The sequence below is a fragment of the Acetobacterium wieringae genome, from assembly GCF_026646375.1.
GTDB lineage: Bacteria > Bacillota > Clostridia > Eubacteriales > Eubacteriaceae > Acetobacterium > Acetobacterium wieringae_A.
Genome location: NZ_JAIPPU010000012.1, coordinates 51226 through 73450 on the forward strand (window position 1 = coordinate 51226; position 22225 = coordinate 73450).

Here is a 22225-nt window from a genome sequence, read left to right on the forward strand (position 1 = left end):
TTAGTTAATCTGAATAGAAACTTTTGATTTAAGTGCTTCTATTATACCAAGTCTGATAATTTTTGACATTAAATTCTGAAATACACTTTGTTTAGTCGTTTTTATAACAATTTGGTAGGTGATGTTACCACCTCTAGTCACACCAATTCGCACCGGTTTATAGACAATATGTCCCATTCCAAATGCTTTTAATTCTTCCTTGATAGAAACATAGAGCCGAATTGAGTCATTCTCTGCCTCACTTTCCTTCTTATGAAAGACACTCAAACTGATCATATTAACAATCGGCGGATAATTCATTAATTTACGGTAACGAATCTCACTACGATAAAACTCCAGATAATTCTCATTTTTAATCGAATAAATAGCATCATTTTCTGGTTCGTTAGTCTGTATCACGCCTATTGTTGCGCTATCCATGGCTTTAGCAAAAAATCGACTATACATCTGGTAGACATTCTCCGAAGCCTGATAGTTCCCCTGATTAAGGTCTCGATCAATAAGAACGGCCGCTGCAACGCTTACATCGGATAAATTAAAATGTTTATTAATTACCTGGGTTCCGATTAATATATCATATTCACTACTGGCAATGTTCTTATTAATTCTTTTTATGTCAGATCGTTTCATATTTCCTTGTACGGTAGCAATACGGACACCTGAAAACACCTTTTTAAGATACTCTTCCAATTGATCGATGCCATAGCCCATATGTCTGATTTTGTCACTGCCACATTCCGGACATTGTATGGGAACAGCCTTTTTATAACCACAGTAATGACAAAAAAGAGAATGATCATGATTAAAATACTTTAGCGAAACACCACAATGAGGGCATTTTTCAACGTGACCGCATTCTCTGCATAGAATACTGTTTGCATAGCCTATATTATTGATAAACAGTACACTCATTCTTTTTTGTTCAATGCCCGACTGGAGATATTGAAGCAGCTTCCTGCTCAATATTCCCAGATTGCCCTGGCGCATTTCTTTTTGCATATCAATGATTTCAATGGCATGACGAAATTGTGGCTCTTCGCCAATTTCAATGACTGGCAGCTCATTTTTTTCAATGAGATACCACGTGGAGACCCTCGGGATGTTATCTGCAATAATATAAAATGCCCCCATTATTTCGCTGGCTTTTCTCACAATATCAGTGATATGAAATTGAGGCATTGAAATGCTATTATGGGACGAATCATGCTCATCGTCAATAATGATCAACCCGGGATTAACAAACGGCAAAAACAACGCTGAACGAACGCCAATTATCACCTTTATTTCCCCTGATCGAATCCGCAGATACAATTCATTTCGTTGCTTCGGGCTGAGCTGCCCGTGAAAAACGCCAACCTTGTTTCCAAAGTATTTGTAAAACATTTCCATTCTTTGAAATGTCATATTGATTTCTGGAAAGATGACAACCGATGATCGATTCGCTTTTAATTGGTCTTCGATTGCCTTGAAAAACAAACGATATTTACTTACTGCGTCAAAAATATGAAAAAAAACCCCGGAAGTTTGTTTTGTTAATCTCTGGTATTGGTTGTAATTGTTCTGTTCACTCTGTGTTAAGATAACTGACTGATTTTCATGTGATACATCACGCAGATTACACGGTTTCGTTTGTGACGAAATCTTATTAACATGAACAAATCCTTTCTTTATTAAAGGATCGAGACTTTTTTTATATTGGGCTGCAATTATTTTTAAATCCGCATCCATCATATCGCTACGGAGCAAGCACGCCATTAACTCGCGCTGCTTTTTTCCAATTCGTTTATCCTGCTTGAAAGCCTCCCGCCCCAGGACAGTAAGATGATAGCTTGATTGGATTGACGTTTCTTTGCTCTCTGGGTCAGTTATTAGTTTCCAACTTTTTTTTGCATACACAACCCTTTTTTTAAGCAATTCTGCTAAAATAATGCGATCTTCAGGCTTAACTTTCTTTAATGGGAGGACTTCATTCGCATCGTCAAAATAATGCTCAATAAACCAGTTTTGCTTCAAATCCAAGTCAAGTTTTTCATCATTCCGGTAGTAATTTATTTCTTGCTTGATCTGAACTGCCATCGTAAAATACGAAAGGGCCTCATAAAATAAAGAACAATAGACAGTCTTCATCCAAAGACACAATTCTATTTGTTCTCTATTTAATATTGGCTCCATGTCAATATTTTCTATAATTTCTTTGATTTTTCCGGAGTAATCTGTTGTTTCTTTGATTTTTGTGATAAAACCTTCAACCCGCCGATTTCCGATACCAAACTGAACAACCACCCGAATCCCTACCTGTGTAACTGATTCCATATGATCTGCAATACAATAGTCATAAGAATGATCGAGTCGTTTGTTTGTCTGATTTAAAAAAATTTCGGCTATTTTCACAGTTGGAATCCTATTCGATCATTGTTGGCATCTCTTCCGTTTCGCCACTTTTTAATAAAGTTGAATGTGCTTCGTTAGTCATCTCAAAATGTTGCATAGAATCAGGTTCGGCAATCTTATGTACACAGTGGATCATTTCTTCTGCAATTTCGTTTGTCGCAATTGTTACCGGATTATCAATTTTAATTTTTACCAGTGGTTCGTCTCCATCCACAATTTCTCTTGCTCTTTTTGCCGTTGCCAAAACCAGAGAATATTTATTTTCTGCCTTGCTAATCAAATCATTTAATGCTGGATATCGCATTGTTACCTCCCAAGTATATCTTCAATTTTATTTTTTAATCGTTCCGTTCGGCATTTTTCAGCCGTAATAATACTTTGCACCCGCTGAGCGGCGTCATTTAAATCATCATTTATGACAATATAACTATAGTCATCCGCATTTTTCATTTCTTCATATGCACAATTCAAACGCATTTCCATTTGTTCTTTGCTTTCTGTTCCCCGTTCTTCGATGCGACGTCTAAGTTCTTGCATGGATGGCGGTACGATAAAAATATAAATTCCTTCTTTATAGTTGGTTCGCACCTTTGCAGCACCCTGAATATCAATTTCCAGAATAACATCAAAGCCGGATTCCAATAAGTTTTCTACGTAGTCTTTTGGTGTTCCATAGTAGTTTTCATAAACTGTTGCATATTCAAGGTATTGTCCCTTTTTTATTCTTTCTTCAAAGCTTTCTTTGGAGATATAAAAGTACTCCCGCCCATGCTTCTCATTATTTCTGGGCTGACGCGTTGTTTCAGAAATTGACAGTCGAAGATCCGGGTTTTTTCGACAAATAATTTTACAAACACTTCCCTTGCCGGCACAGGATGGTCCTGATATAACAATGAGAATCCCTTTTTCTCGCTCGAAAAACGGCTCGTTTAATTGTTTTTCTTTTAATTCTTTGTTTATTACTGGACAATCACTCATAGATTTATTTAACACCCCTACTCAATATTTTGTATTTGTTCTCTTATTTTTTCAATCTCGCTCTTAACATCAACTACAATATTAGCAATGGCTAAGTCGCTGGCTTTTGAACCAATGGTATTGATTTCCCGATTTACTTCCTGAATCAAAAAATCCAGTTTTCTACCTACCGGTTCGGTTTCTTCAACCATTCCTTCTAATCGATCTAGATGGCTTTGCAGTCGGGTTAACTCCTCATCAATATTCAATTTATCCGTCATTAGAGCGACCTCAGTCAATAAACGTTTTTCATCTATTTCCACCGACTCAACATAGGCGGAAATTTTCTCTCGAAGTTCATTTTTATATCGTTCCAGCATATCCGGACTTTTTTCTCGAATACTTTCGACATAATTTCGAACAATACAGCAACGGTTGACTACATCGACTTTTAATGCATTCCCTTCACGTTTTCGGCTAGCTTCAACTTCTTCCAATGTTTTTGCTAAAACCGGTTGGATTTTTGCCCAGATACTTTCATAATCATCAATGTCTTCTTCAACCATAATGACATCCGGAAACTTTGAAATCAAAGACAAACTCAGATCATCCCCAATCATTGAATCAAGTCTGCGAATTTCATTAAGTACCGAAATATAGTTTTGGGCTAAATCGCGATTGAAAACGATCCGACGATTTTTTGTGCCCAATTCCGAATATTTTATAAATATCTCAATTCGCCCTCTTGCAATGCTTTGTGAAACAGTATTTCTGATTTTTTCTTCGATTGGATTGAGGGTTTTTGGAATTTTTATAAAAAAATCTCTAAAGCGATGGTTAATTGTTTTGATCTCTATTGAACAATCGATTTCCTCATCGCGATAATCTTTCCGCCCAAAGCCCGTCATACTTTTCATGATGTTTCTCCATTTCCATTTAATCCACCCGGCAAATTTCACATGACAGTTAATCGAAATGCCAGGCCACAACTTTTTGTAATTGGTTTTCATTTGATCCTGCAAGATTATTAGATACTATCACATTTTGGAGCACGACTCATAGTTACCTAATTTATACACTATATCGAATTTTGATAAAAAAGTCAACGAGTCCCTACTTATTAAACACTTTATTGATATTATTACTACTTATCTTAATAATTTCTTGGTCATAGTTTTTCAAAAACCTTTATCATCCTTGAAGAACATGATAAAATCATATTATATTGAACTGACGATTTGAAAGGAGCATTTTATGGCTTATGATGGCGTTACCCTATATCACTTAATCAAAGAATTTAAACCCCTCTTAATTGGAGGTCGTATACGAAAAATCTACCAACCCGAAATTGATGAAATTCGACTTTTAGTCAACCTGGGAAATCAAAAAAAACATCTCTTACTTTCTGCAAATGCGAGCAACCCGCGAGTATACATGACTGAAAAGATTAAAGAAAATCCAAGTGCAGCGCCCAGTTTCTGCATGGTATTAAGAAAATATCTTCTCAATGGGACGATTATTGATATAACACAACATGAAACTGACCGAATCATGGAAATTTCAGTCACATCAAAAAATGATTTTAATGAAATTGTTATTCGCAAACTTCTTGTTGAAATAATGGGACGAAACAGTAATATTATCCTGGTTGATGAATCGATGAAGATTCTGGATTCATTAAAAAAAGTCGGTTCAACTTCCAGTCGCTACCGCCAAATTCTTCCTGGTCGTGATTACGTTTCCCCTCCTGAAAATAACCGTCTCAACTTTTTTAATCTTGACGCAAACCATTTGATTGAATTGATGAGCAATTATAGTGATTCTTCAGTGGAAAAATTCTTTGTTCAGGCTTTACTTGGCATCAGCCCCAACATTAGTCGAGAAATTGCTTTCAGAAGCGGTATTGATCCTCAAGCCAGTGTGTCTGATCTCTCCAAAAAACAAAAGCAATTTCTGTGTGAAGCGTTCACTCAAATCATCAAGGAGATCGGACAAAAATCTGAATCAGTCATTATTTACCTTGGACGTAAAATGGTGGATTTTTCAACTGTTGACCTTCACTATCTACGATCTGAGCATCGCTACGAAGCATATCCGTCCATTTCAGAGATGCTCGAAGCATATTATTTTATGCGGGACAAAGCCCTCCGCTTTAAAACCCGGGCAGCCAATCTACGCCAGCAACTGGATATTCTGGTTAGAAAAAACATTAAAAAGCTTGACAACCTTCAACAAGATGTTGATGCATCTCATAAAAACGAAAAATTCAAACTATATGGCGATTTGATCACCGCCAATATTTATGCCATCGAAAAAGGCCAGGAAGTAGCATCCCTCGTCAACTACTACGATCCTGACTGTCAGACCATTGATATTCCCTTGAAAGTCAATCGTACACCCGCGCAGAATGCCCAACACTACTATAAAAAATACAATAAAAGTAAAACAGCACTTAAACATTTGGCCAGCTATATACTGGAAACAGAAGAAAAAATCTACTATTTAGAAAGCCTCGTTAACAGTTTGGATCAGTCTACTGAATTAGCTGAATTGGATGAAATCCGTCATGAATTTCTCCACTCTGAATTTAATAAGAAAGCGATCTCCAAAGAAGATAAAAAGAAACAGCTACCTTCTAAACCCTTACACTATCTTTCATCTGAAGGTTTCCATATTTTTGTCGGCAAGAATAATTATCAGAATGACTTCATATCCACTAAAATGGGGAAAAGTGAAGACTGCTGGCTCCATGTCAAAGATGCCCCTGGTTCCCATGTACTGATTGTTGCTGGTGGCCGCTTCATCACTGAGAAAACGTTACTTGAAGCTGGTAATTTGGCTGCCTGGTATAGTAAATCAAGAGGTTCAAGTAATGTTCCTGTTGATTATCTTGAATTTAAATACCTAAAAAAGCCCAGTAAGGCAAAACCGGGTATGGTTATTTTTACCAATCAAAATACCATGTATGTAACCCCCACTCAGGATGGCGTTGAGTCGATGGAAGTCATCACTGATGCCGATTAAACCTGTTTCAGCTTTTTTAGGATTTCTTTAAACGCTGGCGGAACTGGTGCACTGAAAACCAAGCGTTCATTCGTTTTCGGATGTATAAAACCTAATGTATGGGCGTGGAGACATTGCCCTTCAGTTTTAAACGGATTATTTTTGTCTCCTTTCCCATACAATGGATCTCCCGCCAATGGATGACCAATTTTTTCCATGTGCACCCGAATTTGGTGTGTTCGCCCGGTTTCCAGTTCAAAACGGAGAAGGGTGTACTGGGCATAGCGTTTTATCACTTCAAAATGAGTAATCGCATTCTTCGAATTTTTTTCCACTACCGCCATTTTTATGCGAAGTTGCTCATGTCTGCCTATGGGCATATCCACCGTTCCTCGATCAGGTTTGACATTTCCTTTAACCAGACCATAATATCGTCTGAGAATAGTATGCTCCTTGAGTTGTTCAGATAAATTTCGATGTGTCTCATTATTTTTCGCAATCATCAATAGCCCAGATGTATCTTTGTCAATCCGGTGAACGATTCCCGGACGCATCACCCCGTTAATCTTTGATAAATTTTCAGTATGAAATAACAATCCATTTACTAGCGTACCGCTACTATTGCCAGGGGCTGGGTGAACAACCATCCCCTGGGGCTTATTTACTACCAATACATCCTCATCTTCATAGATAATGGCAAGCGGAATATCTTCTGCTTGCATATGACAGCCAACTGGCTCGGGAATCATCAAGGTGATGATCTCACCTGCTTTAACATGATAGCTGGCTTTCTTTTTTTGCCCATTGACCAAAACATCCCCTGCCGTAATCAATCGTTTAATATATTCTCTTGAATAATCACTGGACAACGTACAACAAAAATAATCCAGTCGCTGATCGGTTTCTTCTGGCACAATATACTCATTATGTTCTTTTGTCATAATACCCTCCACAATTTATATATATCGATCCACTTCTAAACGGATATTACCTTTTTTTGTCCGCTCATCCATACTGATGATTTTAGCCTTTCCTTTACCTCTTAGCGACAGAACATCACCAGATTTTAGCCGAAAATCATTTTTATAGATCTCCACGTAGTTCACACGCAGCTTACCCTGTTTGATTAAAACAAGACTATTCTGTCTGGAAAAACCCCATATTTTATTAATAATCCCATCCATTCGGTTCGATGCAACCACCACAGATATGCGTTTGTAGTTCTTTTCAAAGCTTTCGATTTGCTCACCAGTCTTTATTTTCGTTCGTATCTTACGTCCTTTAATCTGATTGAAATTGATCCACATGAACTCCTGTAGTCGCTGATGCAAAATAATTTGTGTTTTTTTCTCACCAACATCAATATCACCAATACTTTCCCTGGTTATTCCCAAATGCATGAGTTCCCCCAAGACATTGCGGTGATCAATTGGTATCACTTCTTCGAATTCAATGGCGAAGATAGGCCATTCCAGATCCTCTGAAGATAGATAATCCGGATAAATGCATAACATTTTGCGCTCAGCATCCGGGTGTCCTCCAAAAAATAGATAAGGGACACCATTATGCTTAATGGTGTCCGCTATTTTTTGTTGAAACACTTCATCATAAAAATCAAAGAATCGGGGTTCGAAATTTTTACAACACGCATCAGCAATACGTGATAATAAAAAACTTTCTTTTTTTTCTGTCATTAGACGTCCCCTTAACCTTATTACCTGAATATAACTCTAGAATATTAACATGACAATCATTTTATAAAGTGGAAACAATACTATCTGCATTAATAGTATTGCCGCAAAAGCAGATAAATCCAGTGGTCCAATGATTGTAAATCGACGCAATGGTGATAAAATGGGCTCTGTTAAACCATAAATCGTCTTTACAAAAATATTATCTGGATTGGGTCTCACCCAACTAAATATAATGTTGATAAAAATTAATAGTGTGATCAATTCAAATAATAGATTACCGGCTTGAATGAGAATTCCCTGGATCATAACGATCTATTCCATGTCCTCATCCCACTCTAAAATCGGCGCATTGAAATCCAAATCATCATGCTGTGGATTAGTCAACACCGCCACTGCTTTTGGAGCTAAAATAAATACATTGTCTGCAATTTTGTTAATAGAACCATCGAGTGCAAATAATGCACCACTTAAAAAATCAAAAATCTTACGACCATTTTCATAATCAGTGTTTTTTAAATTCAATACTACTGTTTTGTTATTTCTTATTTTATTACAGATACTTGGTGCATCTTTAAAAACTTCAGGTTCCAACACTAAGACTTCTGGACCGTCATCAAGGGATAGTTCACTTCGTCTTGACGTTGTTGTTTTTTTTGCTTTAGGCGCTGAAAAGGCACTTTTTGTATCTTCAACGTCGTCATCATATACATCTTCCTCGTAAATTTCGTCGTAACCATCCTCATTATCTACTTCCATACCAAAAACCTTAATAATTTTATCCTTAAATTTTTCTGCTGCCATTGTATCTCTCCTAACTAAATATTTTGCGTCCAACTCTAATCATATTGGAGCCCTCTTCTATTGCAATGGTATAATCATCAGTCATACCCATGGAAAGATAATTCATTTGAACAACCTCACCCACAGATTCCTCTTTTATTCTATCATAAATTTTTTTTAAATCCACAAAAATCTCACGTATTTTGTCATTATTTTGGGTTAACGGACCAATCGCCATCAAACCTTTAACCCGTACAAACTGATATCCGGCCAACTCATTCATTACCGTTTTCAGATCTTCTTCAAGAATTCCAGATTTACTGTCTTCTCGCGCTAAATTTAACTGGAGTAAAACATCGGTAACTACTCCCTGTTTTTTTCCTTCCTTTTCAATAACGTCCATCAACTCGATTGAATCGACTGAATGAATCAGAAAGGTTTTACCAATTAAGTATTTTACCTTATTCTTTTGTAAATGTCCGATAAAATGCCACCGAGGCTGATCACCCAGAACCTCGTATTTCTTAAGAAAATCCTGAACCTTACTTTCGCCAAGGTCAAAAACGCCAGCTTCTAAGACCGCTTGTGTTGCTTCCAGACTTTGATATTTTGTCACCGCAACAAGCGTAACATCTTCAGGTATTTCTGATTTGATTCGTTTTATATTTTCTGAAATCACTTTGCTTCACATCCTTAAGGATAAATACTAATCCGCATACCACTGCTTAAATTCGGGTTCTCATCTGCTTTTAAAACAGCATCGCCATTATTATATTTTTCCACAACAACCGGAAACGAATCACTAAAATAACCTTTTGTTACGGTGTCGATCAAAGTCTCATCTCCAATTGTGTATACTGCACTTTTAGGTATTTCATAGGCACTGTAGTCCTGAATATAAATGTCAGATTTACCAATAACAACTTTTGCAAAATCATTGACGTAATCTTTGAGCATCAGTACAACTATCTTCTGGCTGCCTTCATCAATTACATCAACAAAATAACCAGAATATACCTGATCATCAAATTTAAATCGCAATTTGGGAAAATAATAAAGCTGATCGACTCGCTTGATTAAAAACTCATAATAATCCTGATTAATCCCACTATCTGCAGTCCCCATTAATTCAGTCTTTAATGCCTCAACCTCAGTTTCGCCCATAATGGCCATGTCACTCGGCAAGGAAAATGCGACATAGATGTGATCATTGTTAACAACCTTTAAAAGCCCTTCGGATTGTTGATCAACTTTACTGGCGGTCTTTAAAAAAGTGGTGTTAATATAGGGAAGCATACTTTCACTCAAAGCTTTTTCAACTGGTTGTATCGATGTATATACATAGCCACTTGAAAGCAGTCCAAGCTCATTTAAGGCAATGTTTCTCGGCTGACCACCAAGCAGGCCAACCAGTGTTTGTCGTTTTTGTTGAAGGGCTGCTAAATCTAGCCCCATGTATTGCACTGATTCAATCAAAAACTTTTTTCGTTCCCGCTCTGTTTCCCCGATCTGGTTGGTAATGCTTGAAATACCTTGATAATTCGTAACCATATCACCCACAATTCGGTTCCAGTTGTTATAATACTCTTCTTTAATGATCGTGTCAATCACAGCAATTTGTTGATTTAAATATTCAGTATTTATAACCTTCGGTGTATTTGTCAACGGTTTGTAACCATTGGCTTTTTCCCCTTCCATCAGCGATAAATCACTGGCCTGGAAATCATCGATCACTCGATAATCAATGTCTTTGAAAAAGTACATTTCAGTTTTATACGATTCAGTATACTCTTTTTTTTCGAGCAGCATGCTCATATTACCCCGGTAACTGGAAATAATAATAATTGCTACAATAAAAAAAAAACGATGCCAACAACAATTTTTCTTAAAGAATTGACTCGTCTATTATTTTTTCTTTTAATTTGACCCATATTTTCACCTTAATAAAAAATGGTCTGAGTGAGAGGATTTGAACCTCCGGCCTCTTGACCCCCAGTCAAGCGCGCTACCAAGCTGCGCTACACCCAGACAGTAAATACATTATAATGAATCACAAGGGATTAATCAAGCTTTTTTTAATTTAATTTGTTTAAACCAACAAAAATCCATCATAATTTAAGGTATCTGCGTTAAAAAACACAGATACCTCATAATAATTAATTGCCCATTCGCTTTTCCATTGGTGTTGATATTTTCTCATCATTATCGACAACCGCAACGATTATCGGTTGATATTTACTGTTGAATCGGCCTCGTCGATCAACGTGACGTATCACCAAATAGGAAATAGCCGTTAAACAGACTCCAACAAAAAACGAAGACAACACCTGATCCCATCCCAATTTTAAGCTACCGATCAAATAATACGTCATACTGCTTCCTAAGATAAAAGCAACGAGAGGTATCCCATACATGATAAATGCAGCAACAAAGACATTCGCAAATTGCATTTCAACTTCTACCGTTTCACCGATTTTGGCTTTGATTGAATTCTTGGCAGTCGTTAGCATTACTGACTGATCTTTGCTGATGTGACAGGCACCACAGTCACCACAAGCTGAATTCCGTTTTATTTCAACTTCTGCATTATTTCCCCGAAGTGATCTAATTGTTCCTATTTCTTTCATTACAATTCATCCACAGAGATACCCAAATCGATGAGTTGATCGAGACTCGCACTTGCTGGTGCATCCATCATCAAACAACCATGATTTTGAGTTTTTGGGAAAGCAATAACATCACGGATATTATCATTGTCAGTCAATAGCATGACCAGACGATCTAAACCAAAGGCCAGCCCGCCATGTGGTGGTGTTCCATATTTAAGGGCTTCCAGCAGAAAGCCAAATTGCTCCCATGCTGATTCCTGAGTAAAGCCCAACGCCGTGAATACTTTTTCCTGAATATCCTGGTTATGAATACGAATGCTACCACCACCTAATTCGACACCGTTAACCACCATATCATAAGCATCTGCTCGAACTTTCGACAGATCTGTTTCCAGATATTGCAAATCCTCTTCTAAAGGCATGGTAAATGGATGGTGTTTTGCTGAATAACGTCCGGCTTCGGTATCATATTCAAGTAATGGAAAATCTGTTACCCACAGAAAATTGTACTGATCCTTTAAATCATATTCTAATTTACGGGCCAACTCCAATCGCAATTGACCTAAAGCATTATACACTATTTCATCACTATCGGCGATAATGAAAACTAAATCACCTGGTTCCGCATCGGTTTTTTTAAAGATCGCTTCTCTTTCTTCTTTTGAAATAAATTTCAGGATTGGCGATTTCATTTCATTTTCTGAAACATCAATCCAGGCAAGCCCCTTCGCTTTGTAAATTTTCGCAAAGTTTTCCAACCCTTTAATCGCTTTTTTGCTTAATTTGTCCTGTGCACCTTTGGCATTAATAGCACGTACACTACCACCTTTTTTAACAGCGCCAGAAAAGACCTTAAATTCTGAGTTTTCGACAATATCAGATAAATCAATCAGTTTCAAATCAAATCGGGTATCTGGTTTGTCCGAACCATATTGATCCATCGCTTCCTGATAGGTCATTCGAACCATTGGTGTTTTTACATCAACACCTTTGACTTCCTTCATGATTTTAGCAATCATGTTTTCATTAATTTTGATGATGTCATCTTTATCAATAAACGACATCTCCATATCGATTTGAGTAAACTCTGGTTGACGATCCTGTCTTAAATCTTCATCTCTGAAACATTTTGCGACTTGATAATAGCGATCAACTCCTGAAATCATTAAAATCTGTTTATACAACTGCGGTGACTGGGGCAGACCAAAAAACTTACCTTTTTGAACCCGGGATGGTACCAGAAAATCTCTGGCACCTTCTGGCGTTGGTTTTGCCAGCATTGGAGTCTCAACTTCCAGAAATCCTTGCTCATTTAAAAAGTTTCTGGCAATAGCCGCCGTTTGATGTCGAATTCTTAAGATCCTTTGATATTTCGGTTTTCTTAAATCCAGATAACGGTATTTTAAGCGCACCGCTTCATTAGTTTGGTCATTATCCTCAATATAAATCGGTGGTGTTTCAGATGAATCCAGAATTTTTAGTTCATCGATCTCAACTTCAATTTCACCGGTGGGAATGTTCGGATTCACATTTTCCAGGCTTCTTAAGACAACTGTTCCTTTAATCGACAAAACATATTCATTTCTCACTTTTTCGGCAATTTCAAATGCTTCCGGGCGTTCTTCATTAACCACAAGTTGGATCTTGCCTGAACGATCTCTTAAATCAATAAAAAGAACTCCGCCAAGGTTTCTCCGATTATCGACCCAGCCTGCCAGTTCAACAACCTGCCCGTCATTTTTTGCTGTCAGTTCCCCACACATGGTATTTCTATAAAAAGTATTCATTCTACCTCCAATGTATCTAGTGATTATTTATCTTCTTAACCTTTATATTATAATGAAGAAGTTGTGAAGATGTCAAGAATTATCATAAAGAGTCTAAACTAACATTTCCACCTAATCTCCAGATTGATATACTATCCTCACCACTTGCATTAATTACGTCAATCCACCCTTTGAGTGTGGTGGCATCAGCAAACCAAATTTGATGTTGAACCTTGTTTAGATCCTCATAACTAAAATATAAACTGCCACTCTTTTCATCACGTTCTGCACTTTTCCCTGATTCTACAAGTAAGGTTAGTGCCTGTTTTTCTGTTAATGCGGTAACTTCATCATCTGAACGCCAATCAAACCCACCGGTAGCCAGTGCATAACTCTTTTTACCGGGTACGTCTTCCATTTTCTTAATTAACTGCTCAAGAAATTGATAATCTGCCTTCGGACCCGGTTCACTATGAGATCCATATAAATTGTAACACATCATTACATATTCCGGACCTTCAGGAAACGCAATTTTTTCAAAGGGTGTTGATGGTTCCAAGACAATTCTCAGTTTGATTTCTTCAACTTCACAAACAGCCCATAGTTCTTCAGTAAAAGTCAAAAACAAATTCCACAACTCATCATTTGATCTAATCCGTTCATAGTCAATTTCTAAACCTTCGTACCCATTAGATTTTGCCAAACTGATCAACTCATCAATATGTTTTTTCCTGACTATCTCGTTTTGAAATAAGGCTTCCAGTAATTCCTGGTCCTTTAATGAAGAACTGCCATTTGAAAATACTTTATCATTGACAATTGTAAGATATTCGGTACGCTCACCATAATTCGCATCTGAAAGCATCTGCTTGTGCAACTCTTCAATTTTCGATGGCATGATGATTTGATTTTCTTCATTAAAGTACGCTGCAAAAAAAGATACTTCATTTAGCTTTTCGATGTTTAACAGTTCTTCCCGTCCACCTTCAGTGTCCCAATACACAGTCCATGCCAATAAAGTGTTATTATTCTGATTATTTTCATTTTCTGTCGTTAACTCTTTCTGTGCTTTAACCGGATTAATTTCCGCCTTATTACACGCTAAAATGAGTATCGGCATTAAAATAATTGTTCCCATTAAGATATAAAATCGACTATTCACTAGTAGCTCCTGTATTTAAAGTGTTTTGATGAACCAGTTTAATGTGTTTTTCCAAATCTCTTTGATCCTGAAAAAAAATAGTTCTCTGCCATGTAGGCAATTATCATAGATGACGGTTCCACTTTCTTCGCTAAAAACCGAATTGTTTTCGGTGATAACAATTTTTTCAAACACACCGTCATAAACATCATCTGTCAAATTTCTCTGGCTGTAACCATATCCTCCCCATGCCGACTCCAGGAATACTGCTCCTTCAGCAGTATTCTTTACCGTTAATCGATCAACGATCAGTTTGTTGTCAACCCTGATAGACAGGCTGTCTTCATATAAAGAAATCTCTAGAAAGCGATTCCCACTTTCACGGATGTCAATCGTAGGTGCATAAAGCTGCGAACCGTCATCAATCGATTTAGCATCTTCCTGAAGCTTTTGGTTTAAGCTATTTGTCAGCATCGAGGCTTCCTCAATACTCTTAGCATATTGAATATTGGTTTTAAGTTCTGCAATTTCGGCATTCTTTTTATCCTGATCAATTGACTTGACTTCGAATCCATCGACTGAGTTGAGATCTGTAACGGATAATACGACCTCAACTCCATTTTCTTTTTCTTTTACGATCACTTGATTATTCGCAACTTCTACAGATAAATTGTTACTCATGTCTGCAGCTGACCTTAGCAAAGCCTTTTGAACACCGTATTTATTCCCTTTCAAGCTCATTGAAAGATCAAAGTTTTTCAAAGATACATGATCTTTTAACTGAACTAAGCCGGTTCCTTCTGGTAAAGAAGTGAGAATAATCTGCTCACCTTTGAATTCACTCTCCCCCGTTATTGTCTCCCATTTAGATTTCTGCTTAGTATTACCTGAAACAAATTTGACGTTCTGGTTGGTATCGGCCTGAATTTTCATCAAAAGATGATTGGCTGACCAGTAAGATTGCGGTTGGAGTCGAGACAGGTCATAGACGGTTGAATTATGATTATTTTCCGCATTACCCTCTCGATTAAAATTAATTTCGAATAAATCTTTAATCCGCTGTTCATTGATTTCACTGACCTTATTATTGGTTGCAAACTGACCAGTATTTGAGTGCATCAGGATATAAAGTTTTGGTAGCTTATTTATTTCTTCTGAATAAATAGCTTTCATTAAATCGTAATCTTCATTAATTCGCACGGTCATCTCGTCGTATGATTCAGTCGGGATTCCGTATTCATCACGAATATAGTCCATCAAATAATGGTTATAGTCTCTGCCAAGATAGCTCGCAACTCCTGCAAATTTCAGTGTATCAATGTGCCCAAGAAAATTCTTATAGCGATCAAAAACATTGATATATTCGAGTCGATAACCGTTTGTTCCCAGTTCCCAAAAGGTGCTCTTTTCTAACTGGATTAAATCTTCCGGTGATAGAAATTTAGGATCGTTTTTATCAAATTTGTCCGCATATGTGAGCATTGTTGCCTTAAAATTATAGCGCTCCATGATTTCCTGTGCAAATATTGCCGTGTCCCGCCGACCATCTTCAAAAATTAGAAACAGCGATTTATCCGGCAAATCTTTAACACCAGCGTAATAATCGACAATGTCCTGTTGCGTAATAGTAACATAACCCGATTCATAAAGAGATCTAAGCTGTTCATTTAGTCGTTCCGTTCCAATTAAGGTATCGTCACCGGTCTGATCGACTCCAAAATATGAAATGGCAATAAAGCCATTATCAACATTTGTTTGTTTGGCCAGATTTTGATTGTATTTTTTTAAATTAAAAGTCGCGTTAACAATCAGTAATAACACAGAGATTAGTACGATTATCTGTACAATACTTCGCAGAATTTTTTTACGATCCTTATTTTGCAAAAATTTATCATTTTTCATTTTGATCCTGACCAATCTTCTTTAAGTTTAACTAATTATCAGAAAATTCTTCTGTAAATTTTTTTGCTTCCCGTTTTTCTCTTTGTTCATCTTTTTTTCGCTGTTCTTCAATATCTTGAGGAGTCATTCGTGTTCCCCAAGTCGATTTCCAGAATGTAACCCAGGCAATTGGCATCTGCCAAAGTAACACAACTTCATAATACAGGCAGAATAACAGGCCAAATATCCACGTCGTACTTTTTCTCATAAACAACTGCATCAGACTCATAAGCATAGCCATCATCAATAGCCCCACAAAAAATGTTGTCGGAAATACCCGTAAGACGATGGGTATATATATCAGGTTATAAATAACAACGATAGGTGCCGCAATGGGTACTATCAGACCCATGTAAAAGAATACCGACATAAACGGCTCTTTTTTCCAGATAAAAGATCCCGCAATCAGTGACTCTCGTAACCACGACCGTTTCCAACGCATCTGTTGTTTGAGAAAAACATTATACTGATTCGGAACAATCGTAGAACAAACAGCACTGTCCTGATAACCAGTCCGATGATGCTGTAATACAAAATTTGTCATGCTTCGGTCATCTCCAAAAGTCGCTTTCTGCCCAAAGAAAGTCTGATTAAGCCATTCATCTTTATTATCTAGGACGATCTTTTTTCGATAACAGGATAAAGGACCCGACAAACATGTAACCGCATCAAAATACGCTTCTGCTGCTTTCATAATTCTGAAAGAAATATAATATCGTACTGCCTGCATTTTTGTCAGCTCATTGGTAAAAGTATTGGCAACATCGGTTCTCCCTGCGACACCACCCATCTTGGGATCTTGAAAGGGCTGTACGATATTCCGTATTGCAAACGGCTCAAGAAAGCTATCTGAATCAACAAAAACCAGCAATTCATGTTGAGCTAGTTCAGCGCCTAAGGCCAACGCATCTCTTTTACCCTTATTCTCTTTTTGTACAACATACTGTAAACGTTCTTTCGTTTTGTAACGATTTGCTTCCTGATATAAAAGTTCAACAATTTCATGTATTTTTTCGACTGATCGATCATTCGAGCAATCATCAACAATAATTACTTCAAGTTTATCAGCTGGATAATCTTGATTAATACAACTCAATATACATCTCTGAATCCACTTCTCTTCATTGAAACAAGGCACAATTATGGTGACTCCGGGTGTAAAATCAGGACTTATAGGGACTTGCTTGTATAATATCCCAAAAAAATATCGACTTAGCAAAAAAACGGCTGCGATGATGCTATAAAGATACAGTGATTTATTAAATTTAAAATAGATCACACTCTCCGCACGCATCAATACAATAATAAGAGTCACGGTCAACAACAATGCACTTGCAACGACTAATGAATAACGATCTTTCTTTTTACTGGCATATTCGGCAAGGGTAATTTCAAATTCCATCCCGCATAGAACAGCATTCTCTTGATCAAGCACACGCTTTCTAACAGTTTTCGCCTTGATATTTACTTTCATTTCGTAGCCTTCGGGCATTGACCCAGGCAAAATCTCAAACTTTAAAGAATAATACTCAGCCTCCTTTATGAGTTTACTCTCTTCTGTTGAAAGTAACACCGACAAGCCTGTTGTTGAAATGTCTTTTACCTGACAGTGAATAGTTTTTTTGAGGTTATTTTTAACGCAAATCAACACCGCTTTAAAATCCACCTGGTAACGAGTACCACCTTTTTTCCCTTCATAAAGCAATTGAATATCCTTGCCGTCGCCAAATATTTTTTCTCCTCGACGATCAACGTTGTTTCGAACTGCTTCAACATCAGGTACATTTGATAGTAATCGTCTATCGCCGTTTTCATGGGTCAAGATATCAACATAGTTACGTTTTTTCTTCTGGTCTTTTTTTTGAAAAATCATTTAAACAATCTCATTTCTGATTATTTTCTAACGCACTTCCGTAAAACATACACCTATTTATTACTCAGGTAATCACTCAATTTAGCAAATGTGTACCGTTCATTCTCAGGCTTCTGTTCATTTTCCGTCAAAAACAAGTCAAGTCCTTCTGCCGTAAAACCACTCTGATCATTTATATGAAGCACCGCAATGCTTCCAGCTTCGATATTATAGGTTCCATTCCCATATACCAGCGTATTATATACTTCTTCAGGACTAGTACAATCATAGTCGTGAACCGAGAAATCGCCGCTAATACTCTTTTGAAAGCCACATTCAAATACTGTTTGCAACCCCGCTTTGGAAACGGCTAGGGTAGGCGGTCTAAAGAATAAATCATCCTTGGTAACATCACCGACTATTCTGGATAAAGCCTGATTACTTTTAACTAACTCCGTCTGAAGCGCTTCCTTTTCGTTGCTATCATCATCAATATCGATCTCCATGTGGAAATAATTGTGGCTGCCAATATCATGTCCACGAAGCGCCATTTCGCGAAGTAGATTGGGATTGGGACTTATTTGTTCATCCTCTGGTAATTGTTCCTGATCAACATCAACATTTTTGGCAATAATAAAGAACGAAGCCTCAACCTGATGTTTTTCCAGGACATCCAGAATGGACATCACCACTGGATCGCCTCCCCAGTCATCAAATGTCAGGAATACAACATTTTTTCCATCGGTATCAACTTTGCCACTGATATCAATGCCAGTTGTATCGGTGAATCCCTTGAGATTTGAACCAGACACACTTGGGTTTCCAATGTAATCAGAATAAATCATTTTTGTTGCAATTTCTTGACTGACCTTGTCTGTTTCAACTTCGTCACTCGGTTCCTGAATCGCATACAAACCAAGTTGTCCGGAGTCAGCATTTTCATATGTATTGATCATCTGCGTTAATGGCAAAATCTTAAAGTCCAGCGGAATCTGAATTGTTTCATAAATTGACTCATCTTCAGTACTTTCGATACAAACCGCAACGTACCCATTAAAGACATATTTTGCTGCAAGCTGATCAACCAGCTGAGGAATCATATCATCATTTTCACCAAAAACGGTTGAATCCATACGAAAATAGGCAATATCACCACGTTTTAGTGATTTATAGACATGAACAGGCAAACATGACTCAAGGATTTCCTGTGAGTTCATTCCCGCAAATGAGTTTCTCACCATCGATACAGAATAAGTAATCAAGTTAAATTCTTTATCACCTTCATTGATCGCGGAAACAGCTTCTCTGATATTACCTTCAGAGTAGCCATAGCCCGGCATATAGTTATTCGTCTCGATACCTATTCTTTTTAATAGTAAGTCACATTTATAAATTTCTTTACATATTTCTTCCGTCGTCAGACTCTGTAAACGTGAATCCTGAGTAACTCCGCCATTGCCGACATCGTGCCCTCTTTCTATTATTTTGCTGACTCGTTCCGGATATTTCTCAATTTCATCAGCAGTAACGAAGAAGGTTGCCTTAACATCGCCCATCATATCTAACTGATCCAGCACTTTTTCTAGCACCAGATCATTACTCAATCCTCTAAAAGTAAAAACAACCCCTCTTTCTGAAGTATACAAGTGATCGACCACGTCGGCCTTTTTTCCATCATTAGCTTCAATCATGGTTTGAAAATCAGGATAATCAATGGGTTCTGTTTCTATTTTACTGCCATTGTCCGAAATGAGAGTGCTTGAACTTTTTACAATTGCTGTTCCGATAAAAGCTGACGCCTGAGTCGTCGAAAATTGATTCTGGGGTTGTCCATTAGCCATAGAAGCCAATCCGAGTTCGTCAACATAGATTGTTTTTACCTTATTCTCGTTTAAAGCTTTTAAAACCCACCCAATGACCTGAAGCAATTTTTGTTCTTCAATTAAAACTTCAGATTGAATGCCAGTATCGGTTGACGTTTTATCGATAGCTGGAGGTTGCGGTTGACTTGCTTCTGAGTATTCATTTTCATCCAATACACCGTCCAGTTTAATGGTCACGATGCTACCTTTTTTAAGGTTCTTTATGTAATTATTTGTCATTTCATATGACGTAAAACTCTGATAATTAAGATATTCATTTGCAGCTACCACCTGATTAAGATTACTGGCATATGCTGATTCTAAAATTGTATCATTATAGTTTGTAGTATTACATTTTAATAGAGTCGGTTTTATTCCCAAAATGGTTTTTAAAATAACATTTGTTCTACACAAATCTTCAATTTGCTCTTCATGACTATCACTAAGAATTTCTTTAGAAGCAGATAAAGTATAGTTGCCAAATTTCTGATGATTTTCAGTAATCAATTTTACGGTATCACTGTCTTCTGCCGCTTCAATACCCGGTACAAAAAAAGTTGCCTTTGAACTACTGTCATTCATTAATTTGAAAATCTCTTTCATTGTCTCGCGATCAGTGAGTCCGTCAAATGTTAATGCGATGATATTTTCATTTGTTTCTACCCCCGAAATAATAGTGGCTTTTTTCTTTTCAGTATTCAATTTGATCAATGCTTCATCAATTTCTTTCGAAGCATTATACTGAATTTTGTTAACAATCATTTCTTCAATCAAATTATTTGAGTTTCTAAACAGTAAATAAAAAATTGTTGTAAACAAAATAATCAATAAAAGCGCTAATCCTACAATTTTGATGCCATTACCCGCAATTCTTAATTTTTTCAAGCCCGATACTCCTATTTTAGAGATTCCAGTACTGAAAACCAAGGTATTCAGCCTCATTTTTATTAAACAAACTTTTTATATCAATAATTACTTTCGGCTTCATTTTAACATGTTGATACATTTTCCCGACATCAACTAACGAGAGCTTTTTAAACTGATCATGGGCGACTGCAAAAATAATACAATCAGCTTCGTGAACTTTTTCAATTTCAACCATTTGCTGATTGAAAGTTTTGTACACTTCTGCTGCATCTGCAATCGGATCACAGATTTGTGGTTTAATGTTATAATCGTTTAATTGATTGACGATATCCATTACTTTTGAATTTCTTAAATCTTTACAATTTTCTTTAAAAGTAATTCCCATAATATAAACACTTGCTGTCTTGATGTTTATATCCGCCCTGATTAATTGTTTTATAATTATATCGACCAGAAATTTACTCATATCATCATTTATCTTACGACCTGCAGATATAATTTGAGAGCTATATCCCAATTTCTCAGCTTCATAAATAAAATAATACGGATCTACTCCGATGCAATGACCGCCTACGAGGCCTGGGTGAAAATTCAATGCATTCCACTTTGTATTCATTGCATTTATGACTTCCTTCGTATTTATGTTCATATGATCAAATATCATTGCCAACTCGTTCATAAAAGCGATGTTAATGTCTCTTTGCGCATTTTCCGCTATCTTCGCTGCTTCTGCAACCTTAATCGAATCTGCCTCAAAAATATCTGCTTCAATGACCAACTTGTATACTTTCGCTATTTCTTGACACGTATATGCATCGATTCCAGAAACAATTTTAGGAATATTTTTGACGCGGTGGGCTTTATCTCCAGGATTAATCCGTTCTGGCGAATAGCCAACAAAAAAATCCTTTCCAATTGTCAGTCCCGATTCCTGGCATAAAATCGGAATGCAAATATCTTCAGTCACGCCTGGATAAACCGTTGATTCGTATACAACTATAGATCCCTTTTTAATGTGTCTGCCTACCATTTTACTTGCTTCAATGACGGGATTCAAATCTGGTCTTTTGTCAAGATAGATGGGCGTAGGAACGGTAATTATGATAAAACTTGCCTCTTCAATGGATTTTTCATCATCGGTAAATATGAGGCTTGTTTTACTTATCGCTTCATTACCAACTTCATCAGTTGAATCAATCCCCCGCTTGTATAATTCAATTTTATTTTTATCAATGTCAAAACCGATTGTCGTTATCTTTTGTGCGAATTCGATTGCTAGTGGTATTCCAACATAACCGAGTCCGATAACGAGCACTTTCTCTTTTTTGCTACACAGATCTTCATATAAGCTCATTTTAAACC

18 protein-coding genes and 1 tRNA gene are annotated in these 22225 nt (G+C 37.0%); 1 reads left to right on the forward strand and 18 read right to left on the reverse strand.

Annotated elements, in window-relative coordinates:
• Genes priA through Q7P33_RS11835 form a run of 4 tightly spaced genes read right to left on the reverse strand, consistent with a single transcriptional unit; the run spans window position 1 to window position 4265 of the window.
• Window positions 1–2391 carry a primosomal protein N' gene (gene priA, locus Q7P33_RS11820; protein WP_303870563.1) on the reverse strand — a complete coding sequence of 797 codons (2391 nt, stop codon included), beginning with the start codon at window positions 2389–2391 and terminating at the stop codon, window positions 1–3.
• 10 nt (window positions 2392–2401) lie between these two features.
• Window positions 2402–2695 (reverse strand): DNA-directed RNA polymerase subunit omega, encoded by a 294-nt coding sequence (gene rpoZ, locus Q7P33_RS11825; RefSeq protein ID WP_303870564.1) that lies wholly within the window; start codon window positions 2693–2695, stop codon window positions 2402–2404.
• A 2-nt stretch (window positions 2696–2697) separates the two neighbouring features.
• Window positions 2698–3369: a guanylate kinase gene (gmk, locus tag Q7P33_RS11830; RefSeq protein ID WP_303870565.1), complete on the reverse strand. Its 672-nt coding sequence runs from the start codon at window positions 3367–3369 to the stop codon at window positions 2698–2700.
• 17 nt (window positions 3370–3386) lie between these two features.
• Window positions 3387–4265, reverse strand: coding sequence for a YicC/YloC family endoribonuclease (locus tag Q7P33_RS11835; protein WP_303870567.1), 879 nt, complete (start codon window positions 4263–4265; stop codon window positions 3387–3389).
• Window positions 4266–4602: 337 nt separating this feature from the next.
• Between Q7P33_RS11835 and Q7P33_RS11840 the strand changes: the two genes are divergently transcribed.
• Window positions 4603–6372, forward strand: a complete 1770-nt coding sequence (locus Q7P33_RS11840; RefSeq protein ID WP_303870569.1) for an NFACT family protein — start codon at window positions 4603–4605, stop codon at window positions 6370–6372.
• Here the strand turns inward: Q7P33_RS11840 and Q7P33_RS11845 are convergent.
• From Q7P33_RS11845 to Q7P33_RS11905, 14 genes are all read right to left on the reverse strand, one after another.
• Window positions 6369–7292, reverse strand: a complete 924-nt coding sequence (locus tag Q7P33_RS11845) for an RluA family pseudouridine synthase (protein ID WP_303870570.1) — start codon at window positions 7290–7292, stop codon at window positions 6369–6371. The two genes, Q7P33_RS11840 and Q7P33_RS11845, sit on opposite strands and share 4 nt — an antisense overlap.
• Before the next feature lie 15 nt (window positions 7293–7307).
• The gene (locus Q7P33_RS11850; RefSeq protein ID WP_303870572.1) at window positions 7308–8045 is read right to left on the reverse strand and encodes a YlmH/Sll1252 family protein; all 738 of its coding nucleotides are present in this window, start codon (window positions 8043–8045) and stop codon (window positions 7308–7310) included.
• 36 nt (window positions 8046–8081) lie between these two features.
• Window positions 8082–8351 carry a YggT family protein gene (locus tag Q7P33_RS18050; RefSeq protein ID WP_369693299.1) on the reverse strand — a complete coding sequence of 90 codons (270 nt, stop codon included), beginning with the start codon at window positions 8349–8351 and terminating at the stop codon, window positions 8082–8084.
• Window positions 8352–8357: 6 nt separating this feature from the next.
• The gene (locus tag Q7P33_RS11855; protein ID WP_303870574.1) at window positions 8358–8846 is read right to left on the reverse strand and encodes a cell division protein SepF; all 489 of its coding nucleotides are present in this window, start codon (window positions 8844–8846) and stop codon (window positions 8358–8360) included.
• 10 nt (window positions 8847–8856) lie between these two features.
• The gene (locus tag Q7P33_RS11860; RefSeq protein ID WP_303870575.1) at window positions 8857–9504 is read right to left on the reverse strand and encodes a YggS family pyridoxal phosphate-dependent enzyme; all 648 of its coding nucleotides are present in this window, start codon (window positions 9502–9504) and stop codon (window positions 8857–8859) included.
• Between the two features lie 14 nt (window positions 9505–9518).
• Entirely contained in the window at window positions 9519–10634 is a 1116-nt protein-coding gene (locus tag Q7P33_RS11865; RefSeq protein ID WP_303870576.1) for a hypothetical protein, read from the reverse strand.
• A gap of 142 nt (window positions 10635–10776) precedes the next feature.
• Window positions 10777–10853 (reverse strand) — tRNA-Pro (locus Q7P33_RS11870).
• A gap of 128 nt (window positions 10854–10981) precedes the next feature.
• Window positions 10982–11452 carry a SoxR reducing system RseC family protein gene (locus tag Q7P33_RS11875; RefSeq protein ID WP_303870577.1) on the reverse strand — a complete coding sequence of 157 codons (471 nt, stop codon included), beginning with the start codon at window positions 11450–11452 and terminating at the stop codon, window positions 10982–10984.
• Entirely contained in the window at window positions 11452–13221 is a 1770-nt protein-coding gene (gene aspS, locus Q7P33_RS11880; protein WP_303870579.1) for an aspartate--tRNA ligase, read from the reverse strand. Before aspS ends, Q7P33_RS11875 begins: the two co-directional genes overlap by 1 nt.
• An 82-nt stretch (window positions 13222–13303) precedes the next feature.
• Entirely contained in the window at window positions 13304–14362 is a 1059-nt protein-coding gene (locus Q7P33_RS11885) for a glycosyl hydrolase family 18 protein (RefSeq protein WP_303870581.1), read from the reverse strand.
• A 15-nt stretch (window positions 14363–14377) separates the two neighbouring features.
• Window positions 14378–16243: a glycoside hydrolase gene (locus Q7P33_RS11890; RefSeq protein ID WP_303870583.1), complete on the reverse strand. Its 1866-nt coding sequence runs from the start codon at window positions 16241–16243 to the stop codon at window positions 14378–14380.
• A 31-nt stretch (window positions 16244–16274) separates the two neighbouring features.
• Entirely contained in the window at window positions 16275–18155 is a 1881-nt protein-coding gene (locus Q7P33_RS11895) for a glycosyltransferase (RefSeq protein ID WP_303870585.1), read from the reverse strand.
• Window positions 18156–18208: 53 nt separating this feature from the next.
• Window positions 18209–20881, reverse strand: coding sequence for a polysaccharide deacetylase family protein (locus tag Q7P33_RS11900; protein WP_303870587.1), 2673 nt, complete (start codon window positions 20879–20881; stop codon window positions 18209–18211).
• A 16-nt stretch (window positions 20882–20897) separates the two neighbouring features.
• Window positions 20898–22217 (reverse strand): nucleotide sugar dehydrogenase, encoded by a 1320-nt coding sequence (locus Q7P33_RS11905; RefSeq protein WP_303870589.1) that lies wholly within the window; start codon window positions 22215–22217, stop codon window positions 20898–20900.
• Window positions 22218–22225: the final 8 nt, after the last annotated feature.